Annotated in this window: 10 protein-coding genes and 1 CRISPR repeat array (1 of these 11 cut by a window edge); of the genes, 2 read left to right on the top strand and 8 right to left on the bottom strand. The window is 44.9% G+C overall.

Going from position 1 to position 15,554, the window contains the following annotated elements; all coding sequences use genetic code 11:
- The 7 genes from ACX0G9_RS23945 to ACX0G9_RS23915 all read right to left on the bottom strand — a co-directional run.
- Positions 1-1,185, bottom strand: a 1,185-nt coding sequence (locus tag ACX0G9_RS23945) for a carboxypeptidase-like regulatory domain-containing protein (protein ID WP_459067498.1), incomplete at its 3' end; no start/stop codon positions are given.
- A 627-nt stretch (positions 1,186-1,812) separates the two neighbouring features.
- Entirely contained in the window at positions 1,813-2,520 is a 708-nt protein-coding gene (locus ACX0G9_RS23940; RefSeq protein WP_459067497.1) for an NUDIX hydrolase, read from the bottom strand.
- A 70-nt stretch (positions 2,521-2,590) separates the two neighbouring features.
- Positions 2,591-4,297 (bottom strand): sodium:solute symporter family transporter, encoded by a 1,707-nt coding sequence (locus ACX0G9_RS23935; RefSeq protein ID WP_459067496.1) that lies wholly within the window; start codon positions 4,295-4,297, stop codon positions 2,591-2,593.
- 76 nt (positions 4,298-4,373) lie between these two features.
- On the bottom strand, positions 4,374-5,879 hold the full coding sequence (araA, locus tag ACX0G9_RS23930) for an L-arabinose isomerase (protein ID WP_459067495.1): 1,506 nt from the start codon (positions 5,877-5,879) through the stop codon (positions 4,374-4,376).
- 107 nt (positions 5,880-5,986) lie between these two features.
- Positions 5,987-6,688, bottom strand: coding sequence for an L-ribulose-5-phosphate 4-epimerase (locus tag ACX0G9_RS23925; protein ID WP_459067494.1), 702 nt, complete (start codon positions 6,686-6,688; stop codon positions 5,987-5,989).
- A 60-nt stretch (positions 6,689-6,748) separates the two neighbouring features.
- A complete protein-coding gene (locus tag ACX0G9_RS23920; protein WP_459067493.1) occupies positions 6,749-8,422 on the bottom strand; it encodes a ribulokinase in 1,674 nt (557 codons plus the stop codon).
- Positions 8,423-8,645: 223 nt separating this feature from the next.
- The gene (locus ACX0G9_RS23915; RefSeq protein WP_459067499.1) at positions 8,646-9,416 is read right to left on the bottom strand and encodes a helix-turn-helix domain-containing protein; all 771 of its coding nucleotides are present in this window, start codon (positions 9,414-9,416) and stop codon (positions 8,646-8,648) included.
- On the opposite strand from ACX0G9_RS23915, the gene ACX0G9_RS23910 reads away from it, so the two are divergent.
- Both ACX0G9_RS23910 and ACX0G9_RS23905 read left to right on the top strand, forming a co-directional pair.
- Positions 9,336-9,548 (top strand): hypothetical protein, encoded by a 213-nt coding sequence (locus ACX0G9_RS23910; protein WP_459067500.1) that lies wholly within the window; start codon positions 9,336-9,338, stop codon positions 9,546-9,548. The genes ACX0G9_RS23915 and ACX0G9_RS23910 overlap by 81 nt on opposite strands.
- A gap of 385 nt (positions 9,549-9,933) precedes the next feature.
- Positions 9,934-10,149, top strand: coding sequence for a helix-turn-helix transcriptional regulator (locus tag ACX0G9_RS23905; protein WP_459067492.1), 216 nt, complete (start codon positions 9,934-9,936; stop codon positions 10,147-10,149).
- A gap of 658 nt (positions 10,150-10,807) precedes the next feature.
- On the opposite strand, the gene ACX0G9_RS23900 is transcribed toward ACX0G9_RS23905, so the two are convergent.
- Positions 10,808-11,970, bottom strand: a protein-coding gene (locus tag ACX0G9_RS23900) for an IS3 family transposase (RefSeq protein WP_459067491.1) whose coding sequence is annotated in 2 segments (ribosomal slippage) — positions 10,808-11,713 and positions 11,716-11,970 — 1,161 coding nt in all. Because the reading frame shifts where the segments join, the coding sequence is not laid out codon by codon here.
- Between the two features lie 90 nt (positions 11,971-12,060).
- Positions 12,061-15,554: a CRISPR direct-repeat array (repeat unit 47 nt; unit sequence GTTGTGATTTGCTTTCAAATTTATGAGTACCTTGGGTCTCGCACAAC) (it continues 478 nt past the right edge of the window).

The raw sequence follows: 15,554 nt of genomic DNA, 5'->3' as shown, positions 1-15,554 counted from the left end.
GATCTTATTGCGGTTATTGAATACATAATCTATCTTATTATGGAGACCAACCCGGTTGGTTTGAGTAGAATATAACCGGTTAAATGCATGCTCCAGGGAAGGGACATTACCGCTTGGTAGCAAAGAACCCGCCTGGGCTCCTGCCACGAGGTATTCAGAATTGGAGCCCCTGTAAAAGTTCTGGTAACTGCCGGATATAACCACTCCCAGTTTCTTATTCAGAAATCGATCTCCTACCGTTATCCCAACTGTTCCGTTGACCGGGGTTGATTTGGAGGTATAATGAAGATTGTTTAAAGGGAAATCAGCCGCTGTTGCCGCATAATCATTTCCATGCATCTCAGCAGGAGATTGTTTGTTGATGCCTGCGTGAGAGAAGGCGCTGAAAGGCCTGTCGTTGAATATAGTGGAATAGCCTGCCGCCACATTGGCCGTAAGCATGAATTTATCCGGAGCATTTTTCATGACCAGGTTCATCGTGCCTCCAATTGCATCTCCTTCCATAGTTGGAGTCAGTGCCTTAATAACCTCCAGCCTTTCCAGCATTTCTGAAGGGAATATATCCATAGGGACGAAACGGAATTTATCATCCGGACTTGGAATTTTGATCCCATTAACCAGGGTATTGTTATAACGTTGGGCCATGCCCCGGATAATAGCATAACGGCCTTCTCCGCTGTTATTTCGCTGGATGGTCACCCCGCTCATACGTTGCAGGGCATTGGCTACGGTAACGTCGGGAGATAGCTGGATCGTTTTGGCCGAAAGAATATTCTGCACCATATCTGCCCGTTGCTCCAGCCTTCTGGCGTTCTTGTCCGATTCTCCATTGGCCGCAGTAGTAACCTGTACTTCTTTAAGCATGCCTGATTCGGGGGTAAGGGATATAGTAACTTCCTGAATATCGTTGTCGGAATTTACCTGAACATCTATCTCCCTGGATTTTTGGTAACCAACGGTGCTGGCCACCATTTCGTATTTGCCAGCTGGAATATGCCGGAAGATAAAACTCCCGTCAAGGTTAACGATTGTTGTATACCGGGTATGTTCAAGATGAACGGTAGTACCCGGCATGGCCTCTCCTGTCTGGGCATCGGTGATCTTTCCTTTAATAGTGCCTGCGTAAGTAAGGGTGGCCAGGCAAATCCCGCAAAGGCTGAGGGAAAATGTTTTTCTCAAAAGCATGTAAAAATAGTTTTGCCAAAACTAACTGGATGCCCTACCTGATTTTGTTATCAGAAAATAAGTAATCTTAGTTTAATAGTCAGGTAACAATTTGGTAACGATAAATTGGTATTTAAGTAAAAAGAGAGTGTTAACTTATAATTCTGGATTTTTCTTCAGAATCTGAATTTTCGTCCAGATTTAGTCAGGAATAATCCAGACCAGATCTCCCATGGCAGAAGATATTAAAAGGGGGTTGGAGTGGAAAGTAAAGAGGAACTTAATCGTGGCGGGTTTTTTAAAAAAAGAGAGGGCAATAGAAATTGCCCTCGTGTCACAATTTTTTTGTGACCATTCAAAACTAAAAATTTATATATGTTCTGTAAAGAGAAATCTGTAGGATAAGTGTTAAAACTACTATTCTTCTGGAAGATTTCCAATCCCCCGGGATAGGTTTTTGAGCCCTTAAGTAACGATTTTTCCGGGATCCGTCCATCCTGTACCATGCTGGGAGCTGGATTTCACCTCTTGTCGTCCTCTTGCTTCTCTCTTAGCGTTATAACAAATACCCATTTGCCTGAGGGCAAAACACTTCTTTCTTTCCGGGAAAAACAATCATTTCTGCGGAAGAATTCCTTTTGCCTGCGGTCAAAGCAGCAGTTTGTCCGGATTAGGGATAAAATTCAGGAAGGCCTGAAAATTTGCCTTGTATTTACGTTTGTCCAGTTTATAATAAAATGCCCCTTTTTTGGAATTGGCCTTATCCTTTTCTTTTTGTTTGATCAACAGATCGGTCGATAAGACTTTACGGCTGAAATTCCGGTTATCGAAAGTCGTATCATAAATGCCCTCATACAGGATCTGCAACTGGGGTATAGTGAAACGCGAAGGCAATAATTCGAACAAGACAGGGTGCAGGGCCGCCTTATACCGTAATTGCCGTTTGGCATCCTCTACCATAATTTTATGGTCGAAGATGAGATCGGGCATTTTTTTAACATGGAACCATTCTGCATGATAATCGTCACTCAGCTGTTTCTCATAGGTATGGATATCGATCAGGGCAAAATAAGCAATACTGATCGTTCTTTCAACCGGGTCCCGTAAGGGATCTCCAAAGGCCTCCAGCTGTTCCATGTATACACCCTCCAGCCCGGTCAGTTTTTTTAGAATTCTGTTGGCTGCCTGTTCCAGGCTTTCTTCCAGCTGCAGAAATCCTCCCATCAAACTCCATTTTCCTTTTTCAGGCTTCAGTCCACGCTGAACCAGCAATAATTTTATATCATTCCCGTCAAATCCAAAGATTATACAATCTACGGCTACCAAAATCCGGGCCTGCCCTGGGTAACGACTCATATGATCTGTATTGATTATAGTGATTAAGGTTTATTGTAAGAATCTTCCAAATTACTGCATTTTAGGAAGTCTACCAGAACTTCACATAGATAGCCATCAGGATGGCCAGGGTTATTACGATCAATACCAGGGTGGAAGGTTTGATCCTGAACATTTCCTTATCCAGTTCAAAGGCCTTTGGATTAATTTTCGGACCACCCAGACTGATACCGATCATGACCAGCATGGTAAAGAAAAAGGCCAGGCCCATACAGATCAGGAATGGAATCTGATATACAGTGGTTAGTACCCCATTTACTGCAGCCTGTGTAGGATAGGCAGTATACAGGAACGTATCGTTCCCCAGGATCTGCGGGGCGAATTCATTAAAGAAAACGGACAATCCGAACCCGGTGATAAGACCAGCAATGGCTGCGCTGCCGGTAGTTCTTTTCCAGAACATCCCCAGGATGAACATGGCGAAAACCCCCGGGCTGATAAAACCGGTATATTGCTGAATAAAAGTAAAGCCTCCTTTGCCGCCGATGCCCAGAATGTCTTTCCAGGTAAAAATAATGGCAATGAACATAGAAAAAACAACGGCCAGACGCCCGGTCCAAACCATCTTTTGTTCATCTGCCTCTTTATTGAAATATTTTTTATAAATGTCAAGCGTAAAGATGGTGGAAATGCTATTCACTTTCCCGGCCAGGGAAGATACGATCGCTGCAGTCAGTGCTGCTATGGATAATCCTTTCAGACCGGACGGTAAAAATCCAAGGATGGCAGAATAGGCATAGTCCTTCCGGCCATCTTCCAGTTGGAGGTGGCCGTTCTTATACAGGACAAAAGCTGCAATCCCAGGTAACATGACGATCACAGGCATTAATAACTTCAGGAAACCTGCGAAAAGGATACCTGTGCGGGCGGTCTGCAAATTGGCGCCTAATGCCCTCTGGGTGATGTATTGATTACATCCCCAATAATTCAGATTTACGATCCACTGACCGGCAAAATACATGGCTAAGCCGGGCAGTACGATATATTTATCAATTTCCAACTGTGAAGAAGAAGCTGTTGGTTTATGAAAAATCATATGGAAATGTTCCGGAGCATCCTTCATCAAGGCATGGAAGCCGGCTAAAGCACTGCTGCCGAGACCGAATTTTTCTGCTACGACGGTGAGGGCAAGATAACTGGTCGCCAGGCCGCCGATGATCAGGACCCCAACCTGGATAACGTCGGTATACCCTATTACTTTCATTCCGCCAAGGGTGATAAGGAGGGCAAAGATGGCCAGTCCGATCATGATCAGGTGGAGATTGTCACCTCCGACCAGTCCATTGATGGCAACGGCCCCCAGGTATAATATGGAAGTAAGATTAACGAAAACATATAATAATAACCAGAAAATGGCCATAATGAGTGCCACGGTGCCGTTATAGCGCGTCTTTAAAAACTGGGGCATCGTGTATATCTTGTTTTTCAGATATACCGGTATGAACCAGACGGCGATTATGATCAGGGCGATCGCGGCAATCCACTCATAGGCCGCAACGGCAATGCCGGCAAAAAAACCTTCTCCGCTCATGCCTATGAATTGTTCTGCAGAAATATTGGAGGCGATCAGGGAGGCACCGATCGCCCACCAGGTCAGCGAACCTTCGGCAAGGAAAAAATCCTTGGTATCGGTAACCGCTTTCTTTTTTCGCTGATAGATCCAATAACCATAGGAGGCCACAATAACAAAATAAATGGCGAAGACCATATAATCGGCAAAGACAAGGTTCTTATTCATAAGCAGACAAAATCGTTAGATGTTATAATGATTGGGTTTTATTGGCTGGAATTATTTATTTGCTGTTTTTTCTGGTTTATGAGCGGTTGATCTGATAATAGACTTCGTTCCAGCGCAGCTCGTTGCGGAATTGGTAGAGATCGGTTTTTTTCCCGATCAGGGCGAACTCGATACCGGCCATGTCCGCAAAGTCCTGCAGATGTTCGGCCGTCAGGTTTTGGCTATAACAGGTATGGTGTGCACCTCCTGCCAGGATCCAGGCGGTGCATCCCGTTTTCATGTCGGGATAAGGTTTCCAAAGGACACGGGCCACGGGTAACCTGGGCAATCCCTGGATCGGCGCTACGGCAATCACCTCATTGACCAGGAGGCGGAAACGGTTGCCCATATCGATGACCGAGGCATTGATGGCGGATCCGGCTGCGGAATTAAAAACAAGTCTTACCGGGTCTGCCTTTCCTCCGATGCCCAAAGGATGAATTTCGCAGGAAGGCTTGCCATCGGCGATGGATTCACAGATCTCCAGCATATGGGATCCGAGTACAAGGTTGTTATTTGGTTCAAAATGATAGGTATAATCTTCCATAAAGGAATTGCCTCCCGGGAGGCCACTCCCCATTACCTTCATAGCCCTGACCAGTGCGGATGTCTTCCAGTCACCTTCCCCTGCAAATCCGTAACCGCTGGCCATTAGCCGCTGAGCAGCTATTCCCGGCAATTGGGTCATGCCATGCAGGTCTTCGAAGGTATCCGTAAATCCTTTAAAGTTTCCATTTTCCAGGAAGGCCCTGAGCCCCAGCTCAATTTTGGCGGCATCCCGCAGGGATCCATGGTCTTTGTTTCCTTTCCGGAGCGAATCGGCCAGTTTATATTGTTCGTCGTATTCTTTGACCAGCTTATCGATAGCTCCTTCACTTACTTCACCGATCACTTTTACCAGGTCGCCTATGCCATAAGTATTAACGGAATAGCCGAACCTTAGTTCTGCTTCTACTTTATCTCCATCGGTGACGGCTACCTGCCGCATGTTATCCCCGAAACGTACGAATCTGGCTCCTTGCCAGTCATGCCAGCCGGCTGCAGCGCGGGACCAGGCATTGAGCCTGTCCAACACTTCCGTATCCTGCCAATGACCGGTAATAACCTTCCGGTTAAGCCGCATCCGGGTCATCATGAATCCAAATTCTCTGTCACCATGGGCGCTCTGGTTGAGATTCATAAAATCCATATCGATCTCATTCCAGGGAATATCCCGGTTAAATTGTGTGTGTAAATGGACCAATGGTTTTTTCAAAGCCTTCAGACCGCCAATCCACATTTTGGCAGGAGAAAAGGTATGCATCCAGGCGATAATACCGATACAATCGGGCGCAGAACTTGCTTCCACACAGATTTGATAGATCTCCTCCGGCGTTTTGACGGTGGGCTTAAAAACAACGGTGACAGGTATCTGTGAAGATCCGTTCAATGAACTGGCAATCGTCTGTGAATGGGAAGCAACCTGTTTCAAGGTTTCTTCCCCGTATAGATGCTGACTTCCGGTGACAAACCAGACTTCGAATTTTTTTAGGTTGATGCTCATGTCCTCTTTTCTGTTTGTTTAAGTATTAATACGTATTAATTAGTTATTTGTATTGCGATTTTTCTTACTACCCCTTTAGGGGGCTGGGGGCTATTGCTGCCCGTAATTTATTGCTGCCCATAATAAGAATGAGGGCCGTGTTTTCGTTCAAAATGTTTTTTGATCAGGGAATCCTGCAGCCTTGGCGCATCTTTCCTGATCTGTACGGTCAGGTAGGCCATTTGAGCAACGGATTCCAGAACTGCACTGTTGTAAACGGCTTTTTCCGGCGTTGAGCCCCAGGTAAATGGAGCATGGTTGCCAACAAGGATCATCTCTACTTCCTTATAATTCAATCCTTTTTCCTGCAGGGCATTGATGATCTGAAAACCGGTCTGGTATTCATAATCACCCTGTATCATGATATCGCTCATCGGAGGGGCGCAGGGGATATCCACGGTGGTATGATCTGCATGGGTGGTGCCAAAAATCGGGATATCCCTTTGTGTTTGCGCCCAGGCTGTGGCATACGTGGAATGTGTATGTACGATGCCCCCGATATGCTCCCAATGTTTATAGAGGACTGCATGGGTAAGTGTGTCGGAAGAAGGCCGTAGTTTGCCTTTGACGGTCTTGCCATCAAAATCCACGATCACCATTTTCTCCGGGGAAAGATCCTCATAAGGAACGCCACTTGGTTTGATGGCAAAAATGCCCTGACTTCTGTCGGCGGCGCTGACATTCCCGAAGGTAAAGAGCACCAGCCCCAGCTTGGGCAATTGCATATTGGCTTTATAAGCGGCCTCCTGGATATCCTTATACTTGCTCATTTTTCGTTCTTTTAGCTGAACTTTTTTTAGGACCCTGATCGGCGGCAGGTACGCTGCCGGTTAATTCGTCGATGCTTCAATGAATTGTCCCAATTCTTTATATTTCCGGAAACGTTCGGCATAAATAGCTGAACGGCCGGCATCCGGTTTGTATTCCTTGTCAAAGCCCTGTCCGATAACAGCCATCGCGTCTTCCACTTTTTCAAAGATTCCTGCGGCAGTTGCGGCAAACATGGCAGCACCCAAAGCGCAGGTCTGTTCGGAACGGTGGATGCGGATGGGCATATTCATGATATCGGCCATCATTTGCATGATGAAAGGGGATTTTTTAGCCACGCCGCCCAACCCGATCAGGCCCTTTACGGGAACGCCCTGTTCAGAAAAGCGGTCAACGATGGCGCGGGCACCGAAACAAGTGGATTCTACAATGGCACGAAACATTTTTGGTGCGTCGCTTCCCAGGCTAAGACCGGAGATCACCCCTTTCAGGAGTTGATTGGCGTCAGGGGTCCGTCTCCCGTTAAACCAGTCCACGGCCAGTTCGTTCTGATCTTCGGGAGAGATCACCGAGGCCTGTTGGACCAGTTCGGGAATGATTTTATCCAGGGATTCTGCAACCAGGGCCCTGGCGGTGTCAGCAGATATGACCGATGATTGGGCCAGTATATTTTGAAGGGGCCAGGCGAGTACGTTTCTGAACCAGGCATAGGCATCGCCAAATGCCGATTGTCCGGCTTCCATACCCATCATTCCGGGGATAACCGAACCGGGGACCTGTCCGCAGATCCCTTTTACCAACTTGCCCTCCACCTCATTCAGCGGGGCTACCAACATATCACAGGTGGATGTACCCATCACCTTGCTCAGGTGATAAGCTTCGATCTGACCGCCTACGGCACCCATATGCGCATCCATAGCGCCTACACCAATCACGACCTCAGTGGAAAGGGCGAGACGTTCAGCCCATTCTTTGGAGAGGTGTCCCGCCGCCTGATCTGCGGCATAGGTGTCTTTGAACAGACGGCTGGTGAACCCTTTTAAAAGCGGGTCCAGGGAGGAAAAGAAATCATCGGGCGGCAGGCCTCCGTAAGCAGCGGACCAAAGGGCCTTATGACCAGCGGCGCAGACCCCCCGTTTCATATCTGCCACTTTTTTGCCTCCGGTGAGCAGGAAAGGTATCCAGTCGCAATGTTCCACCCAGGAATGGCAGGCTTTCCTGACTTGTTCGTCTTCCCTTAATATATGTAACAATTTGGCCCAGAACCATTCAGAAGAATAAATCCCCCCGACAAACTGTAAATAATTAATGTCAAATTTTTCAGCATGCGCATTGATCTGGGCGGCCTCCTTTACAGAAGTATGGTCTTTCCATAATACGAACAATGCATTGGGATTATTTTCAAAACCGGGCAGCAGCCCCAGGGGAGTGCCTGTTTCATCGACGGCAACCGGCGAAGAACCGGTTGTGTCTACTGAAATGGCCCTGATCCGGGACGCTACGGATGGCCCTGCCTGTGACAGACAATCTTTAATAGTTTGTTCCAATCCTTCGATATAATCCAGGGGGTGCTGTCTGAAACGGTTGTTATTCGCGTTGCAATAAAGACCGTCTTTCCAGCGGGGGTAATAAAAAATGGCGGAGGCGATTTCCTGGCCGTTACCCGTGTTTACGATGATGGAGCGTACAGAATCAGTGCCGTAATCGACTCCTAAAACAAATTGTTCTTTTTCCATATGGCTGTTCTTCCAGAATTTAGCGTGCTAAGATCATTTGACCGATCATGATTATATCGGGCCTATCATGCCTGCCCGGTATAATTCCTGTCAAAATAACATTTATTTTTTTATTTTATAAAAAATATTTTTTTGGGAAGGGGAACCGGAAAATATTGGGAGGGAGACCGGAAAAAAAGACGTCCCGGAATTGCGGCCTTTCAGGAGGTTCCGGTGGTGATTTTTACGGATGTTGATTCTCCCGCATGTTGTTCCTGAACCTCACCGGCGTTTCCCCGGTACGGCGTTTGAAAAAGCGGTTGAAATAAGCCGGGTCATCAAACCCCAGGGAATAGGCAATTTCCTGAACGTTCAGGGCTGCGTGAAAAAGAGCCTTTTTTGCTTCCAGGATGATCCTTTCCTGTATGAGATCCGATGCGGTCCGGTCTGTATTTGCCCTTACCGTATCGTTAAGTTGTCCCGGAGTGACGTTCAAAAGATGGGCATAACCCGAAACCTGATGGATAGAATCATAATGCTCTCCAATCAATTCTTTCATCCGTTTCACCAGGGACTGGCCATCTGCCGGAAGAGCGGACTGGTTGAACTGGCGTGTATACAGACGGCTGAGGTAGACTAAGAAAATTTTAAGATAGGATTGCAGTACTCCTTTGGTCCAATCTTGCGGTTGTCCGTATTCTCCCAGCATTGGGGTAAACAGGTTAGTTAAAAAGTTAATATCTTGCTCTTCTAACTTCAGGGAATGCCAGTCAGCAGGATTGCGGAGGATGGGCAGTTTTTTCCAGGCAGTTTGTTCATCCGTAGCCAGAAATTCATCGGAAAAGGCAAGGAGGGTGCCATCCACGGGAGGGTTTTTTTCCTTGAGATGGACCTGGTGGGGTTGTGTAAAATATATAAACCCAGGTTGTACTTCATGATGAACAAAATCCACCCAGTGGTGATGGTTGCCTTTTTTTACGAGAAAGAAAAAATAGTAGTCCTTCCTGTGCGGAATAAAAAGGTGGCTGGTATCCTGAATCCGGGCGCCATAAAATTCACGGATCTCAAACAATCCGTTCCCATTGTGGCTAGTCTGCCTCAGGGAATAATTTGGAATATTCCTTTTATGATCGGTCGTAAACAATAGGTTTGAAATTGGCTGATAAAAAAGATGAAATAAAAATTCCTTTTGTAAAGGTAGAAGAAAAGCTGATACCCTTTGGCAATCTGACCGATCCCGCCCTATTAAGACCCTGACAAGCCATTATGGAAAAGAAAATACGAAAGAGGACGCGTTAAATTCGCGCCCCCGGTTACTTTTAGTAAAAATAAATTCAGAACCTTAACCAAACTTTTGTGTCTGTGTAAGATACGTAAAAATTATTCTATCATACTATATACTGATTAAAAAATACGCATTACGTATGTGGGTAATTTCGAAGATATTGATTCATAGAAGTTTATCTTCGCTTTTACGTGTTAGTTATACCAGAAATAGCCTAAATTGGCTTACCCCTCAAACCGCCGGAGAAATGGAAAAAAAGATTAAAATTAACAGGATCAAGACTGTTTTGGCAGATAAAGATATATCGCACAAAGAGCTGGCAAGCAGGGTAGGCATTGCCCCAAATAGCGCCACCAGGATTTGTAACAATGAATTTCAGCCCACTTTAAAATTGCTTCGGGAAATTGCATTGGCACTAGATGTTGATATCCGCGAATTATTGATACCGACCCGGGACAGTTGAGTCCCAATGAAACAATAATAGACGGGAAATGCAATGATTTAGCCGACGATCACTGATGGCCGGTGTGATTTGTATTATAAATAGATTTACTATATTTAATGGCAGTGATTTTTATGTTCGAAAAGGATTGGGCATTTTAGTGGTAATTTGCTTCGAATTTATTATTACCTTAGATCTCGCACTAGCCGCTATTATTTTATCGTCACCCTGACGGGGTTGTGATTTGCTTTCAACGGAGGTATTCGCCATCAGAGATTTGGTGGAGTTGTGATTTGCTTTCAAATATCTAGTACCTTAGGTCTAGCACAATCGAATAAGCAAAAAGGGCAAAAGGATAGGCGTTGTGATTTGCTTTCAAATTATTGAGTACCTTAGGTCTCGCACAACCTTGGGTTATGGGCAATATGGGTAATGAGAGTTGTGATTTGCTTTCAAATTATTGAGTACCTTGGGTCTCGCATACAACGCAGCCTCAGTTCCGGCCTATCAATCACTCGTTGTGATTTGCTTTCAAATTATTGAGTACCTTGGGTCTCGCACAACTGTATGCGGTTTCCTACCTCATCGAAAGGTGTTGTGATTTGCTTTCAAATTTATGAGTACCTTGGGTCTCGCACAACATTAAGTATGAACTTGACCTAGGAATCAGGACACGCGGTTAAGCTGCTTTTGTTAAAGATAAATTTTGTTTCTCAAATTCGTATTCTGTCGGTGATAAATACTGTAACACTGAATGTTTTCGCATCCTGTTGTACCATGTTTCGATATACCTAAAGATTTTGCTGCGGGCTTCTTCTCTGCTGTTAAAAATGCCATTGGGATATATCAACTCCCGTTTAAGCGTCGAAAAGAAACTCTCAGCCCCTGCATTGTCCCAGCAATTTCCTTTACGGCTCATGCTACATAGCATCCCGGCTTTTTGCAGGGCCTCCTGGTACAAATAGCTTGCATACTGGACTCCACGATCTGAATGATGAATAAGGCCAGCCTGAGGTCTTCGTGCCCTTATGGCCATGCTTAAGGCTTCCAGCAGCAAATTGGTCTTCATGTCTGAGCGCATTGACCAACCAACTACTTTGCGCGAAAACAGGTCTATTATCACCGCCAGGTACAGCCAGCCTTCCTGCGTTCTGATATACGTAATGTCCGACACCCATTTTTCATTGGGCCTTGTTGCTGTAAAATCCCTCGCCAGCAAGTTCTCCGCCACCGGCAGCTCATGTGCCGAATCGGTTGTTACCCGAAATTTTCTTTTGTGCACAGCCCATATGTGTTCCTCTTTCATGATCCTGACAATATGGGAGCGGCTACAGGGAACTTGCATTGCTTTTATTGCCTTATAAATCCTTGGACTGCCATACGTCTTTTCGGACTCATAATAGGTCGTCCTGACCAGCGTAACCAACCGACGCCTATGATCTTCTCTTCTTTTGGTTATGCCTCTCCTCCAGCTATAATAGGCGCTGGTGCTGCATTGTAAAACCTGACTCAAGACCAATACCGGATATTGCCCCTCTAATTGCCTGATCACTGAGTATCTTTCCCGGAGCGATTTAGAAAGATACCCGCCGCTTTTTTTAAGATCTCTACTTCCATTTTCAGTCGGGCGTTTTCCTTTTTCAGCTGGCTTAGTTCCGGGTCTATTGCGTTCCCATTACCGGGAAATGCCTTATCTGCATTTCCTGACAGTTGCCGCTTCCAGGTATAGATCATGTTTGGATGAAGGCCCAGATCTGACGCCACCTGAGTAACCCCAGATTTTTCTGCCAGACGGATTGCCTCTTGTTTGAATGCCTTGTTGTAGCTCTTTCTTGCTGCCATTTTACTAAATTAAGATTTTTGCACCTTAACTTAGTGTCCGTCAAAATAAGGCAAGATCAAACATTCTAATTTAATGCAGACTCGAGCAACGGTTGTGATTTGCTTTCAAATTTATGAGTACCTTGGGTCTCGCACAACAGTAATGGATTTCACAAGCACTCCATTAACGTTGTGATTTGCTTTCAAATTTATGAGTACCTTGGGTCTCGCACAACTCTTGTCCCTTTTTTTCGCCATTTCAATGGGTTGTGATTTGCTTTCAAATTTATGAGTACCTTGGGTCTCGCACAACTCCCCTGGCTCAGAAAGCGAGTGAAATGGGGTTGTGATTTGCTTTCAAATTTATGAGTACCTTGGGTCTCGCACAACAGCTATCAGGTTAATACGTAAATCGAACATGTTGTGATTTGCTTTCAAATTTATGAGTACCTTGGGTCTCGCACAACAGGAAACCCAGACGAAGCCGACCAACCTGTGTTGTGATTTGCTTTCAAATTTATGAGTACCTTGGGTCTCGCACAACCTTGTAGCGACCGGTATAACAGAACTTTAGTTGTGATTTGCTTTCAAATTTATGAGTACCTTGGGTCTCGCACAACCTTCGACAGCTTTTGCATAATCGGCAGTATGTTGTGATTTGCTTTCAAATTTATGAGTACCTTGGGTCTCGCACAACAAGGTGGTATTTCATACCCTGAAGTTAAAAGTTGTGATTTGCTTTCAAATTTATGAGTACCTTGGGTCTCGCACAACTCCCGCACACGGAATGCTCAGGGTGGAATGGTTGTGATTTGCTTTCAAATTTATGAGTACCTTGGGTCTCGCACAACATAAGTACATAATTGCCTATCCTAACACTGTTGTGATTTGCTTTCAAATTTATGAGTACCTTGGGTCTCGCACAACGGAAGCCTGTACAGTGTCAGTCTTCAGGTTGTTGTGATTTGCTTTCAAATTTATGAGTACCTTGGGTCTCGCACAACCAGCAGCCCGTTTGTCGCGCATTATTAACCGTTGTGATTTGCTTTCAAATTTATGAGTACCTTGGGTCTCGCACAACTCTTTTGTAAACTTGTATCCCTGCAGAAGTGTTGTGATTTGCTTTCAAATTTATGAGTACCTTGGGTCTCGCACAACACCGGGGATAAAGCGTGACTGTCCGATGGAGTTGTGATTTGCTTTCAAATTTATGAGTACCTTGGGTCTCGCACAACCCCGGGACGGCGGTAACTGCAGGCGCTCTTGTTGTGATTTGCTTTCAAATTTATGAGTACCTTGGGTCTCGCACAACTTGCGCCAGCAAAAAGGATTTACCATGCAGTTGTGATTTGCTTTCAAATTTATGAGTACCTTGGGTCTCGCACAACGGAAATAATTTTATCACATACCCGTTCTAGTTGTGATTTGCTTTCAAATTTATGAGTACCTTGGGTCTCGCACAACTTGCAAAAAATGGCTCAGGTCAAATATAGGGTTGTGATTTGCTTTCAAATTTATGAGTACCTTGGGTCTCGCACAACCTTACCAGCTACCGGATGCAATTTCTCCATGTTGTGATTTGCTTTCAAATTTATGAGTACCTTGGGTCTCGCACAACAGGAAAATCGTCCGATGAAATGCCAAACATGTTGTGATTTGCTTTCAAATTTATGAGTACCTTTGGTCTCGCACAACTCAATCCGTTGAACGCGCATTGGGAACCGTGTTGTGATTTGCTTTCAAATTTATGAGTACCTTGGGTCTCGCACAACCTGATCGCCCGTATTGCGACCGTGGTAGGTGTTGTGATTTGCTTTCAAATTTATGAGTACCTTGGGTCTCGCACAACTAAACCCCAAATCGAAATGACCAGCAACGAGTTGTGATTTGCTTTCAAATTTATGAGTACCTTGGGTCTCGCACAACATCCGCATTCTCAACAATGAAAATATCCCAGTTGTGATTTGCTTTCAAATTTATGAGTACCTTGGGTCTCGCACAACTACCAAGAGCGATTCAGGGCGGGATTCCCAGTTGTGATTTGCTTTCAAATTTATGAGTACCTTGGGTCTCGCACAACCAAAGGGCGCCTTAGAACCGAATCAACAGTTGTTGTGATTTGCTTTCAAATTTATGAGTACCTTGGGTCTCGCACAACCCGGATCGAGTACATCATCCTCCAAGGCTTGTTGTGATTTGCTTTCAAATTTATGAGTACCTTGGGTCTCGCACAACGTTCTTGGATACAATGATTCAATCAGAAGAGTTGTGATTTGCTTTCAAATTTATGAGTACCTTGGGTCTCGCACAACCGTTTAATCTTTCCAGCACTCCTTCGATAAGTTGTGATTTGCTTTCAAATTTATGAGTACCTTGGGTCTCGCACAACATCTAATTAAAATTAGCAAAATCTAAATCAGTTGTGATTTGCTTTCAAATTTATGAGTACCTTGGGTCTCGCACAACCCAAACAGGTAGCTATCCAACGGGAAATGAGTTGTGATTTGCTTTCAAATTTATGAGTACCTTGGGTCTCGCACAACAGAATGGGATTATTTGGCAGGAGGAGGAGTGTTGTGATTTGCTTTCAAATTTATGAGTACCTTGGGTCTCGCACAACTTCTCAACCTTGAATTTTGTGCCTCCCACGGTTGTGATTTGCTTTCAAATTTATGAGTACCTTGGGTCTCGCACAACTAATGCCAATTCCTCGCGAATGATCAACATGTTGTGATTTGCTTTCAAATTTATGAGTACCTTGGGTCTCGCACAACGATTAATTCAGCCATTGCAACCAAGGAGGCGTTGTGATTTGCTTTCAAATTTATGAGTACCTTGGGTCTCGCACAACATCTATCGGATTTTTTAAACACTTAAAATGGTTGTGATTTGCTTTCAAATTTATGAGTACCTTGGGTCTCGCACAACTGTGACCCTTCTCAGTAAAGACAAGATGGTGTTGTGATTTGCTTTCAAATTTATGAGTACCTTGGGTCTCGCACAACATCCATACCAAACCTTCCGCTGTCTGATAAGTTGTGATTTGCTTTCAAATTTATGAGTACCTTGGGTCTCGCACAACCCCGTTAGTATACGACACGCTGACGACCGGGTTGTGATTTGCTTTCAAATTTATGAGTACCTTGGGTCTCGCACAACTTTCTGGTAATTCAATGGGCTATTGAGGAAGTTGTGATTTGCTTTCAAATTTATGAGTACCTTGGGTCTCGCACAACCTTTGATCCGTTTTTCACGAATGGATAGGTGTTGTGATTTGCTTTCAAATTTATGAGTACCTTGGGTCTCGCACAACTAGGTGGCGTCGTACACAAACGGTTTCGGGTGTTGTGATTTGCTTTCAAATTTATGAGTACCTTGGGTCTCGCACAACGTACCGAATTATGGATAGAATACCGGGAATGTTGTGATTTGCTTTCAAATTTATGAGTACCTTGGGTCTCGCACAACACTCAGGGTTTTGAGCAATTTCCGATTGCAGTTGTGATTTGCTTTCAAATTTATGAGTACCTTGGGTCTCGCACAACTTAAAAATGGATAATACAATAACCCAAGAGTTGTGATTTGCTTTCAAATTTATGAGTACC

This window comes from Flavitalea flava (assembly GCF_054461575.1).
The sequence above is the reverse complement of the archived record's forward strand: the minus strand, read 5'-3'. Positions and strand labels throughout refer to the sequence as shown.